This is a genomic window from Afipia sp. GW823-FHT06G09 (assembly GCF_058794875.1).
This window is the reverse complement of record NZ_JBXAHF010000002.1, coordinates 391,128-411,436: the sequence shown is the minus strand read 5'-3', so window position 1 is coordinate 411,436 and position 20,309 is coordinate 391,128. Positions and strand designations below refer to the sequence as shown.

General features: G+C 62.3%; 19 protein-coding genes. 11 read left to right on the top strand and 8 right to left on the bottom strand.

Translation table 11 applies throughout. The annotated features are described in order from the left end of the window. The first annotated feature begins 123 nt into the window (after positions 1-123). The 4 genes from AC1Q67_RS09560 to AC1Q67_RS09545 all read left to right on the top strand — a co-directional run bounded on the left by AC1Q67_RS09560 (position 124) and on the right by AC1Q67_RS09545 (position 3,397). Entirely contained in the window at positions 124-1,098 is a 975-nt protein-coding gene (locus tag AC1Q67_RS09560) for an aliphatic sulfonate ABC transporter substrate-binding protein (RefSeq protein ID WP_492234306.1), read from the top strand. A 100-nt stretch (positions 1,099-1,198) separates the two neighbouring features. Further along, complete coding sequence (locus tag AC1Q67_RS09555) at positions 1,199-2,050, top strand: ABC transporter permease (RefSeq protein ID WP_492234307.1); 852 nt, start codon at positions 1,199-1,201, stop codon at positions 2,048-2,050. Then, positions 2,050-2,829, top strand: coding sequence for an ABC transporter ATP-binding protein (locus AC1Q67_RS09550; protein ID WP_492234308.1), 780 nt, complete (start codon positions 2,050-2,052; stop codon positions 2,827-2,829). The genes AC1Q67_RS09555 and AC1Q67_RS09550 overlap by 1 nt, the downstream gene beginning before the upstream one ends. 55 nt (positions 2,830-2,884) lie before the next feature. Next, entirely contained in the window at positions 2,885-3,397 is a 513-nt protein-coding gene (locus AC1Q67_RS09545) for an OsmC family protein (RefSeq protein WP_024575541.1), read from the top strand. A 6-nt stretch (positions 3,398-3,403) separates the two neighbouring features. On the opposite strand, the gene mutS is transcribed toward AC1Q67_RS09545, so the two are convergent. After that, positions 3,404-6,136 carry a DNA mismatch repair protein MutS gene (gene mutS, locus AC1Q67_RS09540; RefSeq protein WP_492234309.1) on the bottom strand — a complete coding sequence of 911 codons (2,733 nt, stop codon included), beginning with the start codon at positions 6,134-6,136 and terminating at the stop codon, positions 3,404-3,406. 198 nt (positions 6,137-6,334) lie between these two features. Between mutS and pcaF the strand changes: the two genes are divergently transcribed. Further along, positions 6,335-7,543 carry a 3-oxoadipyl-CoA thiolase gene (gene pcaF / locus AC1Q67_RS09535; RefSeq protein WP_492234310.1) on the top strand — a complete coding sequence of 403 codons (1,209 nt, stop codon included), beginning with the start codon at positions 6,335-6,337 and terminating at the stop codon, positions 7,541-7,543. Between the two features lie 72 nt (positions 7,544-7,615). Here the strand turns inward: pcaF and AC1Q67_RS09530 are convergent, their stop codons facing one another. The 4 genes from AC1Q67_RS09530 to AC1Q67_RS09515 all read right to left on the bottom strand — a co-directional run bounded on the left by AC1Q67_RS09530 (position 7,616) and on the right by AC1Q67_RS09515 (position 12,041). Next, positions 7,616-9,127 (bottom strand): MDR family MFS transporter, encoded by a 1,512-nt coding sequence (locus tag AC1Q67_RS09530; RefSeq protein WP_492235677.1) that lies wholly within the window; start codon positions 9,125-9,127, stop codon positions 7,616-7,618. A gap of 50 nt (positions 9,128-9,177) precedes the next feature. After that, positions 9,178-10,338, bottom strand: coding sequence for an HlyD family secretion protein (locus AC1Q67_RS09525; RefSeq protein ID WP_492234311.1), 1,161 nt, complete (start codon positions 10,336-10,338; stop codon positions 9,178-9,180). Then, positions 10,331-10,804, bottom strand: coding sequence for a MarR family winged helix-turn-helix transcriptional regulator (locus tag AC1Q67_RS09520; RefSeq protein WP_492234312.1), 474 nt, complete (start codon positions 10,802-10,804; stop codon positions 10,331-10,333). Before AC1Q67_RS09520 ends, AC1Q67_RS09525 begins: the two co-directional genes overlap by 8 nt. A 130-nt stretch (positions 10,805-10,934) precedes the next feature. Further along, positions 10,935-12,041: a patatin-like phospholipase family protein gene (locus tag AC1Q67_RS09515; RefSeq protein ID WP_492234313.1), complete on the bottom strand. Its 1,107-nt coding sequence runs from the start codon at positions 12,039-12,041 to the stop codon at positions 10,935-10,937. A gap of 188 nt (positions 12,042-12,229) precedes the next feature. Between AC1Q67_RS09515 and AC1Q67_RS09510 the strand changes: the two genes are divergently transcribed. The 3 genes from AC1Q67_RS09510 to ispG are packed head-to-tail and all read left to right on the top strand — an operon-like array spanning position 12,230 to position 15,021. Continuing rightward, positions 12,230-12,721: a Fur family transcriptional regulator gene (locus AC1Q67_RS09510; protein WP_492234314.1), complete on the top strand. Its 492-nt coding sequence runs from the start codon at positions 12,230-12,232 to the stop codon at positions 12,719-12,721. A gap of 38 nt (positions 12,722-12,759) precedes the next feature. Beyond that, a complete protein-coding gene (locus tag AC1Q67_RS09505) occupies positions 12,760-13,713 on the top strand; it encodes a DMT family transporter (RefSeq protein ID WP_492234315.1) in 954 nt (317 codons plus the stop codon). A gap of 18 nt (positions 13,714-13,731) precedes the next feature. Then, positions 13,732-15,021, top strand: a complete 1,290-nt coding sequence (ispG, locus tag AC1Q67_RS09500; protein ID WP_492234316.1) for a flavodoxin-dependent (E)-4-hydroxy-3-methylbut-2-enyl-diphosphate synthase — start codon at positions 13,732-13,734, stop codon at positions 15,019-15,021. Between the two features lie 37 nt (positions 15,022-15,058). On the opposite strand, the gene AC1Q67_RS09495 is transcribed toward ispG, so the two are convergent. From AC1Q67_RS09495 to AC1Q67_RS09485, 3 genes are read right to left on the bottom strand one after another with little or no spacing between them, the layout of a single operon-like run. Continuing rightward, positions 15,059-16,666, bottom strand: coding sequence for a Na+/H+ antiporter (locus AC1Q67_RS09495; RefSeq protein WP_492234317.1), 1,608 nt, complete (start codon positions 16,664-16,666; stop codon positions 15,059-15,061). 7 nt (positions 16,667-16,673) lie between these two features. Continuing rightward, complete coding sequence (locus tag AC1Q67_RS09490; RefSeq protein WP_492234318.1) at positions 16,674-17,351, bottom strand: DUF1345 domain-containing protein; 678 nt, start codon at positions 17,349-17,351, stop codon at positions 16,674-16,676. Positions 17,352-17,365: 14 nt separating this feature from the next. Beyond that, a complete protein-coding gene (locus AC1Q67_RS09485; protein WP_492234319.1) occupies positions 17,366-18,292 on the bottom strand; it encodes a polyprenyl synthetase family protein in 927 nt (308 codons plus the stop codon). Positions 18,293-18,466: 174 nt separating this feature from the next. Here AC1Q67_RS09485 and mtgA point away from each other — a divergent pair, with 174 nt between their 5' ends. The 3 genes from mtgA (at position 18,467) to AC1Q67_RS09470 (ending at position 20,304) form a co-directional block, all read left to right on the top strand. Further along, positions 18,467-19,141: a monofunctional biosynthetic peptidoglycan transglycosylase gene (gene mtgA, locus AC1Q67_RS09480; RefSeq protein ID WP_492234320.1), complete on the top strand. Its 675-nt coding sequence runs from the start codon at positions 18,467-18,469 to the stop codon at positions 19,139-19,141. A 140-nt stretch (positions 19,142-19,281) separates the two neighbouring features. Next, positions 19,282-19,464 carry a 50S ribosomal protein L32 gene (rpmF, locus tag AC1Q67_RS09475; protein WP_002713690.1) on the top strand — a complete coding sequence of 61 codons (183 nt, stop codon included), beginning with the start codon at positions 19,282-19,284 and terminating at the stop codon, positions 19,462-19,464. A gap of 147 nt (positions 19,465-19,611) precedes the next feature. Beyond that, positions 19,612-20,304, top strand: a complete 693-nt coding sequence (locus tag AC1Q67_RS09470) for a hypothetical protein (RefSeq protein ID WP_492234321.1) — start codon at positions 19,612-19,614, stop codon at positions 20,302-20,304. Positions 20,305-20,309: the final 5 nt, after the last annotated feature.

Below are 20,309 nucleotides of genomic sequence, written 5' to 3'. Positions count from 1 at the left end.
ACGGTAACTCATTGAAAAACATAGTAATTTTTCGCGTATCGAGTGATGGTGAACGTTCGCCGGATGCTCGAGGTCGCACCAATTCAACCGCATTCCGATCCCGATCACCAGATGGAGACCTCGATGTTCCGACCGACCCGACGCGCTGTTGCCGCCCTGATTGCAGGCACCGTATTCGCTCCTGGCGCGGCCTTCGCTGCCGACGCGCCGAAGCAGATTGCGATCGACTGGGCGACCTACAATCCGGTTTCGATCATCCTGAAAGAGAAGGGCCTGCTCGAAAAGGAATTCGAGAAGGACGGCATCAAGATTGTCTGGGTGCAATCGGCGGGCTCGAACAAGGCGCTCGAATTCCTCAACGCCGGATCGATCGATTTCGGCTCGACGGCAGGCTCGGCCGCCTTGGTCGCAAAGATCAACGGCAATCCGATCAAGTCGGTCTATGTCTATTCGCGTCCCGAATGGACTGCGCTGGTGACGGGCAAGGACTCCAGGATTGCGAAGGTCGCCGATCTAAAAGGCAAGCGCGTTGCGGTGACGCGTGGCACAGACCCGCACATCTTCCTCGTCCGTGCATTGCTGGAAGCCGGCCTGACCGACAAGGACATCACCCCCGTTCTGCTGCAGCACGCCGACGGCAAGGCCGCGCTGATCCGTGGCGACGTCGATGCGTGGGCGGGGCTCGATCCGATGATGGCGCAGGCCGAGATCGAGGACGGCGCAAGGCTGTTCTTCCGCAAGCCCGAAGCCAACACCTGGGGCATCCTCAACGTCCGCGAGCAGTTCCTGAAGGACAATCCGAAGATCGTGCAGCGCCTACTCGCGGTCTATGAGGAAGCGCGCAAGTATTCGCTCGCCAACTACGATGAATTGAAGAAGGGTTTCATCGCCGTGACCAAGCTGCCGGAGACTGTGGTCGACAAGCAGCTCAAGGAGCGTACGGAACTGACACACAATCGCATCGGCGCGCCGCAGCGCGAATCGATTCTGGCCGCTGGCCTTGCACTTCAGCAGGCCGGCGTGATTCAGCCGGGTGTGGACGTGAAGGCGACGGTGGACGCGCTGATCGACGATCAGGTGCCGCTGCCGACGAATTGACGATATGCCGCAGGCGGCACGTCTCAAGGCCGCATGCCGCAAGCTTGCAGGCCTTCGCTCTGAGCACCCTTGCAATCGTTTGCGATAAGCAGTCTTTGCTATGACCATGACACTCGATACCCCAGCGCCGGACGTCATCGCAGAGCAGCCGGCATCGCGTCCCGCCGCCCGCCTGCGCCGTGTTGTGCGTCCTGCAATCGGCTTGCTGCTGCCGCTCGTCGTTGCCCTGGCATGGGAATTCGCCGTGCGTCTCGGCTACTCCAACGGGCGGCTGGTGCCGCCGCCGAGCCGTATCTGGCAGACGCTGATCGAACTCACTGCGAGCGGTGAATTGAGCCGGCACATCACCGCGACGTTGAGTCGCGTCGGCGCGGGTTTCGGACTCGGCATTGCGGCGGGAACAATCCTTGGCGCGATCTGCGGTTACTGGGCATTGGCGCGGCGTTTGCTCGATCCGACTTTTCAGGCCTTGCGCGCGATCCCGTCGATTGCCTGGGTGCCGCTGTTCATCCTGTGGCTAGGAATCTTTGAAACCTCCAAGGTGGCCCTGATCGCGGTCGGCGTTTTCTTTCCGATCTATCTCGGTGTGATGGGCGCCATCCTCGCCGTTGACCGCAAGATCGTCGAGGTCGGCTGCATCTTTCGCCTTAGCGGCGTTGCGATGATCCGCCGCATCATGCTGCCGGCGGTGCTGCCGGCCTATATTGTGTCGCTTCGCTCGGGCCTCGGTCTTGGCTGGATGTTCGTGGTCGCCGCTGAATTCATGGGCGCGTCGGAGGGACTCGGCTATCTGCTTACAGACGGCCAGCAACTGGGCAAGCCGGCGCAAATCGTTGCCGCCATCATCGTGTTTGCAATCCTCGGCAAGGTCACCGACTGGCTGATCCAACTGGCTGCGGTGCCGTTCTTGCGCTGGCAGGATTCCTTCGGCGCGCATGCGGGAGGGGCCTGATGCTTGTTCTCGATCATGTCAGCAAGACCTATCCGAATGGCGTCCGTGCGCTGGAGAATTTCTCTGCGCGCATCAAGCCCGGTGAGATCGTCGCCATCATCGGCGGTTCAGGCTGCGGGAAATCCACACTGCTGCGCGCGATATCCGGGCTCGACCGGGCGACGACAGGGGCCGTCACGCTCGACGCCATCTCGATCACAGCGCCGCACGAAAAGGTCGGCATCATTTTTCAGGAACCGCGCCTGCTACCATGGCTCAGCGTCGCGGATAACATCGGGTTTGGATTGAGCCACGCGCCTGCGCCGGAGCGAAAGCAGCGCGCTGCCCGCGCACTCGCGCGAGTCGGACTTGCCGACAAGGCCGATGCATGGCCGCGCGAGTTGTCTGGCGGTCAGGCGCAGCGGGTTGCCATCGCGCGGGCGCTGGTGCCATCTCCGGAAGTGCTGCTGCTGGACGAACCGTTTTCGGCGCTAGACGCCTTCACGCGTGCCGACTTGCAGGATCATCTGCTCGATCTGTGGGCCGACACCAAGCCGACGCTTGTCCTTGTGACCCATGATGTCGATGAGGCGGTGATGCTGGCGGATCGCGTGATGGTCATGCGGCCGCTGCCGGGGCGGCTGTTCGAGGAGATCCGGGTGGAACTCAGCCGTCCACGCGACAGGAATTCGTCCGCCTTCGAGGCGGTCAAGCATCAGGTGCTGGCGTCGCTGGATCGCTCGCTCAACCGTGCCATGCGTCCCGCAGACGTTTCGCTGACGGTCGGCGAGGGAATATAAGGCGGAATAAGCTGCACGCGGCGTTGTTGATGCCGAAGGAAACGGAGAACGTAAAATGGATTCAACCGCCCTCCGCGCCATGCAGGCGCCGATCAAGGATCGCTACAAATCCGACCCGCAGGCAGCTTTCATTACCTTGAAGGCGAAGGGATCGCTCGACAGCGAAGGTCTGTCCTGCAAGGTGGAAACCGGCAAGGCGGCAGCCGCGATCGCAGGGCTACATCCGGCCACCGGCGGCTCCGGACTTGAACTCTGTTCGGGCGACATGCTGCTCGAAGCGCTGGTGGCTTGCGCCGGCGTGACACTGAAATCGGTTGCGACCGCGCTCGACGCACCGCTGAAGTCCGGCAACGTGACGGCCGAAGGCGATCTCGATTTTCGCGGCACGCTCGGCGTCGACAAGGAGGCGCCGGTCGGGTTTGCTGAAATTCGCCTGCGGTTCGACGTCGACACCGATGCGCCACAGGAAAAGCTCGATCAGCTCCTGAAACTCACCGAACGTTACTGCGTGGTCTATCAGACCATCAAGAACGGCCCGAAGACCAGTGTGTCGATTAATCGGGTTTGACGTTCGTCACTTCGGCAGCTTCGCCTTCAGTGCATAGAGCGCGTCCAGCGCCTCACGCGGCGACATCTCGTCGGGATGCAATGCGCTGAGCGCCTCTGCCACCTGATCGGCGGCGCTTGGCGGTTGAGGTTCGGCCGCTGCACGCGACGGGACTGCGAACAGCGGCAGATCGTCGGCCAGCGCACGTGCCGTGGTGCCGCGATCCTGCGCTTCGAGTTTCGCCAGCACCGATTTCGCGCGTGCGACGACTGCGGCGGGAAGACCCGCGAGCTTCGCGACCTGAATGCCGTAAGAACGATCCGCCGACCCCGGCAGCACCTCGTGCAGGAACACCACATCGCCCTGCCATTCCTTGACGCGTACGGTGGCGTTGAACAGCCGCGGCAGGTTGGCCGAGAGCGCGGTGAGTTCATGATAATGCGTGGCGAACAATGCCCGGCAGCGATTGCTCTCATGCAAATGTTCGATCGAGGCCCACGCGATCGAGAGACCGTCGAAGGTCGAGGTACCGCGGCCGATCTCGTCGAGGATCACCAGCGCACGCTCGCCGGCCTGATTGAGGATCGCGGCTGTCTCCACCATCTCGACCATGAAGGTCGAACGGCCGCGTGCAAGATCGTCCGCCGCGCCGACGCGCGAGAACAGCCGGTCGACGATACCGATATGCGCAAGTTTTGCGGGCACGAAACTGCCGATCTGCGCCATCAGCGCAATCAGCGCATTCTGCCGCAGGAAGGTCGATTTGCCGGCCATGTTCGGTCCGGTCAGCAGCCAGATCTGTCCTGACGCCTGCGACGGTCCGGGTGACAGGTCACAGGCGTTGGCGATGAAAGGCTGGCCATCGCGCTTCAGCGCCTGTTCGACCACGGGATGACGGCCGCCTTCGATGGAAAATTTTAGAGAATTATCGACCACGGGCCGCACGTAATTCTCGTCAATCGCAAGCTTCGCGAGCGCGGAGGTGACATCAAGCAGCGCGAACGCATGTGCTGCGGCGCGCAGATCATCGCCTGCCGCAACCGCCATCCCGCACAGCTTTTCGAAAATCTCGAGTTCGAGCCCGAGGGCGCGGTCGCCCGCATTGGCGATCTTGGCCTCGACCTCGCCCAGTTCGGTTGTCGTGAAACGCACCTGTCCCGCAAGGGTTTGGCGATGGATGAACGTCGCATTCAGTGGCGCTGCCATCAGCTTGTCGCCGTGCTGCGCGGTGACCTCGACGAAATAGCCGAGCACGTTGTTATGCCGGATCTTGAGGCCTTTGATGCCAGTGTCGTCGGCGTAACGTGCCTGCATCGCGGCGACCACCAGCCGCGAGGCGTCGCGCAGGTTGCGTGTTTCATCCAGTGCCGATTCGTAGCCTGCGCGGACGAAGCCGCCATCGCGTTTGAACAGCGGCAGTTCGTCGGCGAGGCCCCGCGCGAATTCCCGCGCGAGATCACGGGACGGGCGGCGCAGCGCATCGACGGCAAGCGTGATGTCGCGTGGAAGTTTTTCGATCCGCACCAGCCGCTCGACAGCCTTGTCGGCAGCCAGAATTCCGTCGCGCAGGGCGGCGAGATCACGCGGGCCGCCGCGTCCGACGGACAATCGCGCCAGTGCACGTGAAATGTCCGGCGCCGCGCGCAGGATGCCGCGCAGATCGTCGCGTGTCGCACTGTCGCTTGCGAACAGGGCCGCGGCGTCGAGCCGATGCGAGATGGTTGCGCTGTCCGTCAGCGGCGCGGAGAGGCGTTGTGCCAGCAGCCGCGAGCCGGCTGCGGTCACCGTGCAGTCGATGGCATCTAACAGCGACCCGCGCCGCTCGCCTGCCAGCGTCCGTGTCAGCTCGAGGTTGGCGCGGGTGGCGGGATCGATCGCCATGGTTGTGCCGGCGGCCTCGCGCGCCGGTGGCGACAGCGGCAGGTGCTGGCCGACCTGCGTACGGTCCACATATGTCACCGCCGCTGCGGCGGCAGTCGCCTCTAGACGCGACATCGCGCCGAAGCCGTCCATGGTCGCGACGGCGAAATAGTCGCACAGCCGCCGCTCGGCGGTGGCGGCGTCGAACACATCGCGCGTCACTGGGGTCACGGCGGCCAGCGTGCGAAACAGCGCAGACAATTCCGGATCGGAGTACAGCGCGTCGGTGACGATCACTTCATTGGGATTGATCCGCGCCAGCGTCGCGCCAAGTTCAGCGGCGCTGCATTCGGTGACACTGAACTCTGCTGTTGAGATGTCGATCCATGCGAGGCCGATGCGGTCGGCGGCGGTCGAGGATCCGCGCGTTCGCGCAATCGCCAGCAGATAGTTATTGGTCTTGGCGTCGAGCAGCGTGTCTTCAGTCAGCGTGCCCGGCGTCACCAGCCGCACCACATCGCGGCGGACCACACTCTTGTTGCCGCGCTTCTTGGCTTCGGCGGGATTCTCTGTCTGCTCGCAAACTGCGACGCGATGACCCAGCGCAATCAGCCTGTGCAGGTAGTCGTCGGAGCGCTCCACCGGCACGCCGCACATCGGGATGTCTTCGCCCATGTGCTTGCCGCGCTTGGTCAGCGTGATGCCGAGCGCGCGCGAGGCGGTTTCCGCGTCCTCGAAGAACAATTCGTAGAAATCGCCCATCCTGTAGAACAGCAGCAGCCCCGGATTGGCCGCCTTGATCTCCAGATATTGTTCCATCATCGGCGTCACGCGTCCGGCGGCCTCCGGGGCGGGGGCTTCGGCGTTCGGCGGTGCGGGGGGCGTGGAATGGATGGTCATGGAGCGAACACTAGCAAAGTTCTTTCGCATGGTGGAATTGCACGGGACGTTTTCCACGCCTTGAGGCGGCCGGTGCATGGCCGCTCTGCCGGGCAATCAGGCTGTTCCGGGTATCGATCATTTGACGCCCCGCGCCATGCTTCCTAAAACTCGCGGCAGCCGAGGACTTTGTCCGGACCAACTTCAGGGAGAACGACCATGCGTGATGTTTACATCTGTGATGCGGTGCGGACGCCAATCGGCCGGTTCGGCGGATCGCTGGCCAAGGTGCGTGCGGACGATCTGGCCGCGGCTCCGATCAAGGCGCTGATGGAGCGCAATCCCAAGGCGGACTGGGGTGCGCTGGATGAAGTCTCCTATGGCTGTGCCAATCAGGCCGGCGAAGACAACCGTAACGTCGCTCGCATGGCGCTGTTGCTGGCCGGATTGCCGGAGACGGTGCCGGGCATGACGGTCAACCGGCTCTGCGCTTCGGGTCTCGATGCGGTCGGTGGTATGGCGCGGGCAATCCGCGCCGGCGAGATTGATTTCGCCATTGCGGGCGGCGTTGAGTCCATGACGCGTGCGCCGTTTGTCACCGGCAAGGCCAATGAAGCCTATCAGCGCGCGGTCGAGACCTACGACACCACCATCGGGTGGCGATTCGTCAATCCGTTGATGAAGAAGATGTACGGCGTCGATTCCATGCCGGAAACCGGTGAGAACGTGGCGACCGATTACCAGATCTCGCGCGCGGATCAGGACGCTTTCGCGATCCGTTCGCAGCAGCGCGCGGGCAAGGCAATCGCCGCAGGTTACTTCGCGGAGGAAATTACCCCGGTTACGGTTGCCGGCGGCAAGGCCGGTCCTGTGATCGTGGACAAGGACGAACATCCACGTCCCGAAACCACACTCGAACAGCTTGCCAAGCTGAAGCCGGTCACGCGGCCTGATGGCACGGTGACGGCCGGAAACGCCTCGGGCGTCAATGACGGTGCGGCTGCCCTGATCCTCGCCTCGGAAGAAGCCGTGAAGAAGCACGGCCTGACGCCGCGCGCAAAGCTCCTCGGTCATGCGTCGGCTGGTGTCGCGCCGCGTGTAATGGGCATGGGCCCCGTGCCGGCGGTGCGCAAGCTGCTCGAGAAGCTTGGCCTCAAGATTGGTGACATCGATCTGATCGAGCTCAACGAAGCGTTCGCGTCGCAGGGCATCGCCGTGCTGCGCCAGCTTGGCGTTCAGGAAGATGCTGATTTCGTGAACCCGCATGGCGGCGCGATCGCACTCGGTCATCCGCTCGGCATGAGCGGCGCACGCCTGGTGCTGACGGCGGTGCATGGTCTCGAAAAGCGCGGCGGCAAGTACGCGCTGGCGACCATGTGTGTCGGCGTCGGGCAGGGCGCCGCGGCGGCCATCGAAAAGTTGAACTGAGTTTTTCTAATACTTGGACGAAACGGGGAGCCAAGGCTCCCCGTTTTTGCTTGTAATCCATCTGAGAGCGGATCAATCCATCACTGCGGCATGATCGGACGCCTGCGACTGCTTGCGCAGTGCGGCCTTGCTCGATCCGACCATCATTGCCAGCGGAATGGCGCACAGGGTGACGATCATCACCATCTGGTAGTCGTGCGAGAATGCGATGATTTGAGCCTGCGTCTTGATCAGGACATCCATGATCGCGCGGCCTGAGTCCGTGTTCATGCTGAGGATGCTGGCGACGTCCGGCATCTGCATGGCGTGATTGAACGGCGTGACGTGCTCATTGAGGATGGCGTAGCTCTCCCGTCCGCCTGATGTCAGCTTGGCGATCACCACGGAAATGCCGATCGAGCTGGCAACATTGCGCATCAGGGTCAGCATCGATGTGCCGTCGGTGCGCAGTTCATTGGGTAGCGTCAAGAAGGAGACCGTGCTGAGAGGCACGAACACCAGCCCGAGGCCGAAGCCCTGTGCGACGCTGACCACGATGATGGTCGGAACGCCGGTCTGGTCGGTCCATTGTGTCATGAAATAGAGCGACACCGACATCAGCAGCATGCCGCTTGCGATCAGCGTGCGGGCCTCGATGTATTTCATCATCCGCCCGACCAGCATCATGGCTATGAACGTGCCGCCGCCGCGCGTGGCCAGCAGCAGACCTGCGGTCATGATCGGATAGCCGATCACGTTTTGCAGATACGGCGAAGCGAGCGCCATGGTGCTGTAGAGCACGAGGCCCATCACCGACATGAAGACGCAGCCGCTGATGAAGTTGCGGTCCTTGAAGATCGCGAACTGAATGAAGGGCCGCTTCGTGGTCAGCGAATGTGCGAAGAAATAGTAGAAACCGATCACCGAGATGATCGCTTCCGCAACGATCTCAGGCGACTCCAGCCAGCCGAGTTGTTCGCCGCGATCGAGTGCAAGCTGCATCGATCCGATGCCGACGGCGAGCGCCGCAAAGCCGAACCAGTCGAAGCGAAGCTCACGGTTCTGCTTGGTTTCATCCATGAAGGCGATCAGCCCGAGTACGGTAGCGATGCCAAACGGCAGGTTGACGAAGAACACCCAGTGCCAGGAGTAGGTTTCCGTCAGCCAGGCGCCGAGTGAAGGGCCCATGATGGGGCCAAGCATCACACCCATGCCCCAGATCGACATCGCCTTGGCGCGCTCGTGCAGCGCGTAGGAGTCGAGCATGACAGCTTGTGACAATGGCACCAGTGCCGCCCCGAACACGCCCTGCAGCAAGCGGAACAGCACCATCTGCGTGATGTCCTGCGCGAGGCCGCACATCACCGATGCGGCGGTGAAGCCGGCGGAGCAGACAATAAAGACTTTCTTTCGCCCGAAGCGGTTGGCGATCCAGCCGACCGGTGCGGTCATGATGGCTGCGGCGACGATGTAGGACGTCAGCACCCAGTTGATCTGGTCCTGCGAGGCGGACAGCGTGCCCTGCATGTAGGGCAGCGCCACGTTCGCGATGGTGGTGTCGAGCGCCTGCATGATCGTTGCCGTCATGGCGCAGATCGTCACCATGTTGCGGCGAAGTCCCGGGACCGCCGCCGTGGAGGCGGGGGCAGCGGCGGTCACCGGGTTTTCTCCTGAGCCGAGGCAGAGGAGAATCCGAGCAATCCGGCGAGCGTCCGTTTATGTCCGGTGTCGACCCAGACAAACGTGCTCATGCCGGCCTTGAGTTTCCGAACGGCTGCGTCATTGGCATCGAAATAGATGCGCACCGGCACGCGTTGCACGACCTTGACGAAATTGCCGGTCGAGTTCTGCGGCGGCAGGATCGCGAACTGGGCGCCGGTGCCGGGGCTCAGCGAGCCCACGGTGCCCCTGAACGTGTGGTCGGGGAACGCGTCGATCGACATGGTGACGGGCTGGCCCTTGGCCACATAGGTGAGATCCGACTCCTTCAGATTGGCATCGACCCACGGATTGGCGTCATCGATCACGCTGAACACAGGTGATCCTGCCGCAACGAAGCGGCCGAGCTGAATGCTGTCGACCTGTGTCGCGGTCCCGTCGATCGGTGCGCGCAGCACGGTGTGATCGAGGTTGCGTTGGGCCTGATCGAGCGCGGCCTTGGCCTGGAAATAGGGCGGGAATTCCTCGAGCGGCAGATTGGGATTGCCGAGCAGCTGATTGTTGGCGGTGGCGAGCTGCTGTTGCAGCAGTTCGAGCTGCGCCCGCGCCAGCACGAGATTGGTGGTCGAGGTATCGAGATCAAGCTGCGAGCCGGACTGCGACTTCACCAGCGAGGCCTTGCGTTCCACGTCGCGCTGCTTCAGGTCGACGCCCTGCTTCGCAAGATCGAGCATCTGCGCGTAGATCTTCACGTTGTCGCGCAGATTATTGTAATTTGTTCTCGCCGTTTCGAGTGCGGCCTTCGCTTGCTGAAGCGCGAAGCGGAACGGCACTGGATCGATTTCAAACAGTTCGTCGCCGGCCTTGACCTTCTGCCCTTCCTTGATGAGCACCTTCTCGATCTTGCCGGAGATATCCGGCGTGATGAGAACCTTTTGCGCGCCGACATAGGCATCATCGGTGGTCGCGTAGCGTCCGCCGGACAGATAGAACGCAACGCCGCCGATCAGTGCAATGACCGGCACCACTACGAGCAGGAGCGTGCGCCGCTTTTCGCGCGCCAACTGGCCCCAGCTTTTACGTGAGGACCCGGCGGCGGGCAGAGGCGTGTCTGTCTGTTTTTGCTCGGTGGGAAATTTGACGATGGGATCAGCCATAGCGCGGCTCCTTCGCTTTAGCGTCGCTGGCGGCCTGAAGCGCGTCGCGCACGTTGTTCTTGATGGATTCGAGTTGACCGGCGAGCGCATCGGCCTCGTCAGAATTGAGATGATTGAGCGCGGTCTGCGTGATTTCGGCGCGCAGTTTGGCAAGCCGCGCCAGCATCGGGCGCGCTGCGGGGCGCAGATAGAGACGATTGACGCGGCGATCTTTCGGATCTTCGCGGCGCTCGATGAGGTCGTTATCGCAGAGGCGATCGATCAGCCGCGTCAGTGTGATCGGCTGCATCTCCATCATTTCGGCGAGTTCGGACTGCTTCAGGCCTTCGGTGCGCTCAAGTTTGGCCAGCACCGCCCATTGGGCGCGGGTGATGCCGTGACGTACCGCCAGCTTGTCGGCGTAGAGCCGCAGCATGCGCTGGGTCTCGAACAGCGCGAACAGAAAGTCGGTATTGCCCTTCGGCATCGGAGCATCCTCGATAAGCCTTGGCTATAATAAGCTTGCTTATTAACTCGGGAAGCCGACGAAACCAAATGCGGGCCATGCGATTCCGCATGGATTTGAATTTATTCCAATTAATCAGTGCATTAGGCGGTTACGCCCATTCCACGCCGGATTCGGCGGCGAGATCGATCGTGCTCCGGCGGCCGATATCGTCGAAATGATTGTCGAGAAACTTCTTGGCGGCGCGCATGCCCGCGCGGTGCAGCAATTCAAAGAAATCGTAGTCGGTTTTCATCTTGCTGGAGGCGGCGAGGCGCGTGCCGAGACCGCCAAGATCGATGCGATGGATGTTGAGCCGGCGGTACTGATCCTTGCCCGTGCCGCGCGGCAACCGGCCGTCGTCGATCAGCTGGTTGACGAAATCCATCGTGCGCAATTCGGAGATCAGCGCCGAGTTGAAGGTGATTTCGTTCAGCCGGTTGATGATCTCACCGGATGTCTTGGGCGTGGTGTCGCGCGACACCGGATTGATCTGCACCACCAGCACGTCTTCGGCGTCGGTTGCTTGCAGGAACGGAAAGATAGCGGGATTGCCCATGTAGCCGCCATCCCAATACGGCACGCCGTCGATCTCGACCGCGCGAAACATGAAAGGCAGTGCTGCGGACGCCATCACCACGTCGGCGGTGATTTTCTCGTTTGCAAAAATGCGCAGCCGGCCCGTATGAACGTTGGTCGCCGAGATGTAGAGCGCAAGGTCGGTGTTGGCGCGCAGCGCATCGAAATCGACGAAACGTTCAATCAGCTGGCTGAGCGGATTGATGTTGAGGGGATTCAGCTCGTAGGGCGAGAAGTAGCGCGCCATCGCCTCGAACCAGTTCTGCATCGGTGTGGCTGCGAACGGCATCAATGAAAACATCCGGTCGGTCATCGCGCGCTGGACCGGGGGAAGATCGCCGCCGGTGCTGGTCGCGCGCCAGAATTCGGCGAGGCGCTTGCGCGCTTCTTCCGGGCCGCCTCGGGTGAGGCCGTCCGCGACCATCACTGCATTCAGGGCGCCCGCCGACGCACCGGAGATGCCGGTGATTTCCAGCCGTCCGTCGCCGAGAAACTGATCCAGCACCCCCCAGGTGAAGGCCCCGTGCGATCCCCCGCCCTGAAGCGCCAGATTGATTTTCTTGGCGGCGCTTGCCTTGCGCACGCCGGAAAAGTTCCAGGGCGTCAGATTGTCGAGATAGGTCTTGAGAGTGGTCGCCATGAGCTCTTTCTCTCTGAAATGGTTCAGTTATTGGGTTCCCTGGAGACCCGCGGAGTTGCTTTGTATGCCGATGATTTGGGGCTTTTATGATGCAATGCAATAAAAATGATGCGTTGCAAAATCTTGTGTCAACTTATGCCGCTGAAATTATGAGCGGAATCACGCTAACCGCATTACATATTGGGCGAATGAAACAAGCGAAGCCCGTTTTCCCTGAGCCAAACCATGACCACGGCCGTTGCGCCGAGGATGCGTTCTCGCATGCCGAAAAGGTTTGCAGGGGACGCGGCCAGAAATTCACGCCGATCCGGCGCCAGGTGCTTGGCGCGTTACTGTCGAGCCATCGGCCACTTGGCGCGTATGAAGTGATCGATGAACTCGCCAAAACCATGCCGCGCCCGGCGCCGATCACCGTCTATCGCGCACTGGATTTTCTGATGGAGAACGGTCTCGTTCACCGCATCGAAAGCCGCAACGCGTTTCTGGCCTGCGCGCATAATCACGACGAGGCGGCGGTAGTGGCGTTCCTGATCTGCGAGACATGCGGATCGGTCGGCGAGATTCCGGCCGCGCCGCTTGCACAAAGTTTCAACGAAGCCGCGCGCGGTACGGGCTTCGCACCAAAATTATCGGTGGTGGAAATCACCGGCACCTGCGCACATTGTCAACGGACTGCATAAATCAGAACAACACGGCGGTAAGCCGGACACGGGGTGCCATGCCATCAGACAATTTGAAGGTTGTGCCAGCGGGGCGTCCGTTGAACGCGACGGCTATCGCCCTGATGGTGATGCTGTGCCTGAGCTGGGGCTTCAATCAGATCACGGTCAAGCTTGCGCTGCCGGATATCCCGCCGCTGTTGCAGGCCACGATCCGTTCCGCAGGCGGCCTGATCATCATTCTCTTGGTGGCATGGTTTCGCGGCGTGCCGTTGTTCCGCCGTGATGGCACTCTCAAGGCGGGCGTGCTTGCCGGAATTTTCTTCGGCGTCGAGTTCATCCTGATCTATCGCGGGCTGGTCTACACCACGGCTTCCCGCGCTGTCGTGTTTCTCTACATCGCGCCGTTCGTCGTTGCGCTCGGATCGAAACGCTACCTCGGCGAATCCTTGAGCAGGCTGCAATGGGGCGGTCTTGCGCTTTCCTTTGTGGGCGTGGCGCTGGCCATCGGGGTGCCGCAGCCGTCGGTGGATGCCAAGGTGATTATGGGAGACCTGCTGGTGATGGGCGGCGGCATTCTCTGGGCCGTCACCACGCTGGTCGTGAAGGCGACGCCGCTGTTGCACGCTCCCGCCGAAAAGACCCTAGCCTATCAGGTGGCAATCTCGGTCCCGATTCTGGCGCTCGGGGCAGCGATCTCGGGAGAGAGCATCAGCCACATGCCGGGGCCGCTGGCCCTAGGATTGATGGCCTATCAGACGATCTGGATCGTTGGGATCACATTCCTGATCTGGGTCTCTCTGGTCAAAACCTATTCGGCGAGCAAACTGTCGTCATTTACCTTTATGACGCCTTTGTTTGGGGTCATTGGGGGCTATTTCGTGATGCACGACACCCTGACATTGGCGTTTGCGGGGGCTGCCCTTCTGGTCATGGCGGGCCTATATCTGGTAAACCGCCCCGGCGAACCGGCGGGGAACCCCCTGCTTCCGGCCACCGAAAACGACACCTGAGCGCAAAGAGATTTTCACGTGAGCGATCTGAAAGAGCGGACCAAGGAAATCCATGCCGGCCCCAAGGGGCGCCATCGGACGGTTCAGGTGACAGTCGGCAACGTCAAGGTCGGGGGCGGCGCACCGATCGTGGTGCAGTCGATGACCAACACCGACACCGCGGACATCGAGGGCACCGTCAAGCAGGTCGCAGCGCTTGCACGCGCCGGCTCCGAAATGGTGCGCATCACGGTGGATCGTGACGAAGCCGCTGCTGCCGTCCCGCACATCCGCGAGAAACTCGACAAGCTCGGCGTCGATGTGCCGCTGATCGGCGACTTCCATTACATCGGCCACAAGCTGCTGGCCGATCATCCGGCCTGCGCCGCGGCGCTGTCGAAGTACCGCATCAATCCCGGCAACGTTGGCTTCAAGAACAAGCGCGACACGCAGTTCACCGACATTGTCGAAATGGCGCTCAAGCACGGCAAGACCATCCGGATCGGCGCGAACTGGGGTTCGCTCGATCAGGAATTGCTGACCAAGCTGATGGAAGAGAACGCCAAGTCACCCGACCCGATCGATGCCCGCGCGGTGACGCGCGAGGCGATGGTGCAGTCGGCGCTGCTGTCCGCAAAGCGCGCCGAGGAAATCGGACTGCCGAAGAACCGCATGATCCTGTCGGCCAAGGTGTCCAACGTGCAGGATCTGATCGCGGTCTATCGCGAACTGGCGGCGCGTTCTGACTATGCCATCCATCTCGGACTGACCGAGGCCGGCATGGGCTCGAAGGGCATCGTCGCATCGTCGGCAGCGCTCGGCATTCTGCTTCAGGACGGCATCGGCGACACCATCCGCGTCTCGCTGACCCCCGAGCCGGGCGGCGACCGGACGCTGGAAGTGAAGGTCGGTCAGGAAATCCTGCAGACCATGGGCTTCCGCACCTTCGTGCCGCTGGTGGCGGCGTGCCCCGGCTGCGGCCGCACGACCTCGACGGTATTCCAGGAACTGGCGCGGGACATCCAGAGCTTCATCGTTGAGGAAATGCCGGAGTGGAAGACGCGCTATCCGGGCGTTGAGCAGCTCAACGTCGCGGTGATGGGCTGCATCGTGAACGGCCCCGGCGAATCCAAGCATGCCGATATCGGCATCTCGCTGCCGGGCACCGGTGAAACGCCGGCGGCGCCGGTGTTCGTCGATGGCGAGAAGTTCCGCACGCTGCGCGGGCCGACCATCGCTGCCGACTTCAAGGCGCTGGTGATCGACTACATCGAGCAGCGCTACGGCGGTGCAGGCGCCAAGGCTCCGGCCGTTACTGCGGCGGAATAGTTTTAGCGCGCATCGCGCGACGCATGGCGGCCCGCTGTTACAGCGGGCCGTTTTTTTCGCGGTTGTCGACGACAGCTTCCTCGAGATCGAGATCGCGCTCGATACGCCGGCGCGTCTCGTCGGTGATCTTTCCCTCACGCAGCAGCCTGTGAAGGCACGTCCGCTCGATCGTGATGATCTCCCGGACCAGCGAGGCGCCCTGAGTCGCCGGCGTGAACTGGCCTTCTTCCCTCGGAGGCTCCGGCAGCGCGCGCATGCGCGTTTCGTGACGGGCTTCGAGGAATCTTGCGAGCCCTTCGGGCAGATTGCGCTCCTTGATGATCCGGTCGAGGGACCCGCGGGCCGATTCAAGAATTTCACGCCGCGCAGCGATCTCCGCTTCCCGTTCGCGGATCGCTTCTAGTTGTCCATGCTCGGACAGGCCAAGAAGCTTGACCAGGATCGGAAGGGCCAATCCGATCCCGATCAGCGTGAAGACGATCACGCCGAAGGTGATGAGCAGGATGAGATCGCGATACGGGAAGTCCTGTCCGTTCGGCAGCGTCAGCGGCAAAGCCAGCGCAACGGCAAGTGACACCACGCCGCGAATGCCGGTGAAGCCGATGACGACGACATATTTCCACGACGGCTTCTCTTCGCGGGCCGCGATCCTCTTGCTGGCGAGGCGCGGCAGGTAAGAGCCGGGAAAGACCCAGAGGAACCGGGCCAGCACGACAATCGCGCAAACGATGCCGATAGCGACGAGGATTTCGCCTACCGGCACCGCCTTTGATTTCTCCATCAGGAGCCGCAACTGGAATCCGATCATCAGGAACAGCACGCCCTCGATCAGCCAGATCACGAAGTCCCAGAAGAAGATGCCCTGCAATCGGGTTTTCGATGAGATCAGCAGCGGTCCGTTCCAGCTCACATAGAGTCCGCTCACGACGGTGGCGATGACGCCCGAGCCGCCGAGATGCTCCGGGACCCAGAAAGCGAGATAGGGGGTCAGCAGCGACAATGAAATCTCGACACGTGGGTCGTGTGCCCATTGCCGCAAGCGCAGGCTGAGCCAGCCGACCAGGATGCCGAACATGATTTCGCAGACGATGATCGCAACGAACGTTCCTGCCGCGGGCGGCAGCGAGAACGCGCCTGTGCTGACGGCAAGCACCGCAAACCGGTACAGGATAAGCGCGGTGGCGTCGTTTGCGAGTCCTTCACCTTCGAGGATGACGAGAATGCGATGGGGCAGCTTCAACCGTCTGGCGATGGCAAGTGGCGCGACCACGTCCGGCGGCGACACGATCGCGCCGAGGACGAATCCGACGCTCCACGGCAGCCCAAGCGCATAATGCGCGGCCGCGGCAACCAGCACCGTCGTGAAGATCACGCAGCCGATCGCCAGCGCGCCAATCGGGCGGAGGTTGGCCCTGAATTCGCGCCAGCTCATCGCCACGCCGGATGAATAAATCAGCGGCGGCAGCACCAGCAGCAGGACGCCTTCCGGCTTCAGTTCGATGCGCGGAAATCCGGGCAGGAACGCCAGGATGATGCCGACAATCAGAAAGACAATAGCCGGCGCAATGGCAAGCCGTTTCGCGAGCGTCGCGGAAACGCCGAGCGCGGCGAGTATCAGAAGGAAGGTCAGAAAACCAGTTATCATCGAAGGATCATATCGCGCTGGCCGCGATATTGACCATCAGGGCCACCAGCGCGGTATTGAAGATAAAGGAAACGACGCCGTGGGCCGTTGCGGTCCGGCGGATGATCTTGTCGGTGATGCCGACATCCGACACCTGGGCCGTCATGCCGATCACGAAAGAGAAGTAGACGAAGTCCCAGTAATCAGGATCTTCGCCGCCCGGAAACGAAAGTCCGCCGGTCTTGGCGCTGCGATAGAAGTCGTGGGCGTAATGCAGCGCAAAGGTCGTGTGGATCATTGCCCACGAGAGCACGATGGTCACGGCCGCGAGCACGAGCTGCGGAGCTCCCTGCGGCTTGATGGCAAGCTCCATGACGATGGCTGCGATGCTCGCGAAAGCGCCGAGGCCGGTCATGGCGAGGATGAAGAAGCGCCCGTCGTCCTGGATCGCCGCCTGACGGCGGATATGCGCCGTGTCGCACGTGAACACCGTCACGTAGGCGAGGATCATGTAGATCGCGACAAAGATATCCCATGCCACGAGAAGCCGGCTCGCGGGCCGCCACGACATTGGCGTGACCAGAAGCGACGCAAGACCGATCGCCAGCGCGATGAACGTGCGCGGGCGTCCGTAGATGATGCGGAGCGGCTTTGGCATGCCTTTGAGGCGAAGAAGATACGGATCGCCGTCCTTCTTGCCTGGCATGCTGCTGTGCCCTTCTACTTCTGTCGCTCTGCGACGAAGCGCGAGGTCGCGCGCAGGACATCGCCTTTCGCGCCGAACGGAGCGAGCGCGGCATCGGCCTGCTTCAGGAGGTCGCGCACGCGCGCCTTGGCGCCATCGATGCCGAGCAGCGTGACGAATGTGGTTTTGCCGGCCGCGGCATCCTGTCCGGCGGGCTTGCCGAGCGCGGCGGCATCGCCTTCGACGTCCAGAAGATCGTCGGCGATCTGGAACGCTTCACCGAGCGCGTGACCATAGGTGTCGAGCGCGTCGTACTGGTCCCTCGGAGCCTGGCCGAGCAGTGCACCCGCGATGCAGCCATACTTGAGCAGTGCGCCGGTTTTCATTTGCTGCAGCTTGGCGACATCCGGCGGCTCGGGATCGCCGAAGCGGCCTTCGCCGGCGAGATCCATGATCTGTCCGCCCACCATGCCGCCGACACCGGCGGCGCGCGCGAGCGCACGGGTCAGCAGCAGGCGCACCGTCGGGTCCTTGTGAACCTCGTCACGGGTGATGATGTCGAACGCGATGGTCAGAAGCCCGTCGCCCGCGAGGATCGCGGTGGCGTCATCGAACTTCTTGTGCGAGGTCGGGCGCCCGCGCCGCAGATCGCTGTTGTCCATCGACGGAAGGTCGTCATGGATCAGCGAGTAACAGTGGATGCATTCGAGCGCGGCGCCGGCTAGCAGCGCGGCGTCGCGCGGCACGCCGAACACCGCAGCGCTTTCCACCACCAGAAACGGGCGCAGCCGCTTGCCGCCATTGAGGCTCGAATAGCGCATCGCTTCCATCAGCCGATGCGGGCGCACGATTTCGCCTGACAGCGGCGCGTCGGACAGAAGGCGCGTCAACAGCGCCTCGGTGTCGGCCGCTGTGGCGTCCAGCCGTTTCATGAAATCCTGTGGTGAAGTGCCGGTGGTCATCAAAAACTCCAAGAGAACGTCAGGCGAACGCAAATTTCGGCGGACAATCGGTTATGGCATCGCCCGCGTCAATTCCGCAAAGCCCGGCTTTGCCGGGGATTGGAAAAAACCGAAAGGCATGGTTTCTGCTGGCTGGGGGCCGCTGGAATAGACCCCTCCCGGACATGAGGCGTGATGCGAAGATTGATCCGTGCGGTGGTGTTGGTTGCGCTGGGGCTGGTGCTTTTGCCCTATGTGCTGACCCCGCTCTACAGCAGCGGGCATCCCGTCTCCACACTGATGATCGGGCGTTATCTCACAGGTGAAACCGTCACCCGCAAGTGGGTCGATCTTGACGACATGTCCGAGGCTCTGCCGCGTTCCGTGGTGGCCGCCGAGGATGCCAAATTCTGTTTTCATCACGGCATCGACTGGGATTCTGTCCGGAACATTATTGAGGACGCACAGGACGGTGAGGTCGCCCGCGGGGGATCGACCATCACACAGCAGGTGGCAAAAAACCTGTTCCTCTGGCCGGGCCGAAGTGTGGTGCGCAAGGCGCTCGAGTTCCCGCTGGCAATGTGGATCGATCTGGTGTTGTCGAAGAAGCGCATTCTGGAGCTTTACCTGAATGTGGCTGAGCTCGGGCCTGACGGCCAGTTCGGAGCCGAAGCGGGCGCAAGTTACGCGTTCGGCCGCCCGGCGGCGGCGCTTTCGGCCCGTGAGGCAGCCCTTTTAGCCTCGATCCTGCCCAATCCGGTCACCAGAAGTGCCCGGAATCCCGGGCCGGGCGTACGGCGGATGGCGGGGACCTATGTGGTGCGGGCCCAATCAGCCGAAATCTCCGACTGCTGGGAGCGAAATCGCTGATTTTGGGCCTTTTTGACCCATTTTCTCGACCTATCCGGTCTAGCTTTCGCGGCGGCCTTCCTCTATAAGCGCGGCCTCAATCCGAATTCTGGAGAGCCCCCGCCCGGCGGGTGAGCCTTGATTTAGAGGACGACGATCCCATGGCCGTTCCACGCAGGAAAACATCGCCGTCACGCCGCGGCATGCGCCGCTCGGCGGACGCGCTCAAGAAGCCGACTTATGTCGAGGACAAGGATTCGGGCGAACTTCGCCGTCCGCATCACCTCGATCTCAAGACCGGCATGTACAAGGGCCGTCAGGTCCTGAAGGTCAAGAAGGACTAACGTCCGGATCGCAGCGCGCTGCGTTCAGGCAGCGCGCTTGCCCGCGATGCTGGCGGAGGCGCGCGAACGCGGCTTCATAAGAACGCCACAGACGCATGTGATGACCAGTGCATCACAGGATACTTTTTCAGAGAGAGCCTGCCGACGATGATCGGTTTTCCGCTGCTTCTGATTCCGTTCGCGATCTACAACATCTTCGTGTTCCTGATGCCGGGCGTGGCGTTCACCGCGCCGGTCACGACTGTCCCGTTGATATCGGGCGTGCAGTGGGCGCCGACATTCGGTGACGCGCTGCTGGCGCTTGCCGCGCTTCTCCTGATGTTTGAAGTCATCAAGGCTGCGCGTCCCGGCGCGCGCTATCTGACGGATCACCTGTTGTCGCTGATCGTGTCCGGCGCTGCGGTTGCGGAGTTTCTGCTGCTTCCGCAGTTCGGTACGTCGACATTCTTCCTGTTGACCGTGCTGATGGTCGTGGAGTTTTTCGCCGGGATCTCGATCGGCTTCCGCAACCGGCAGCGGCGTGTGCCGGCTGCCGTGCCTGCGGCCGCCGAACGCGAGCCTGCACCCGTCCCGGCCAGTCCTGCACCAGCCAATCTCGCGCCCGCCGAGCCGGCTTTCGACCCGCCGCATCGGGATGTGAAATCGGTTGAACCTGCATTCTCTCCGTCGCACCCGGCCGAACCCGAAACCTCACCAAAGCCGGTGCCGACCTTGGCTGTGATCCGCAATTCCAACGGCGTCACTCCGGCGGCGGATCGCAAGGTTTTGGACTGGAATGTCAGTGATCTCGTGTCGGACACCACGCCGGATGGCGCGGTTAACATGCCGCCGAAGCCCTGATCGGT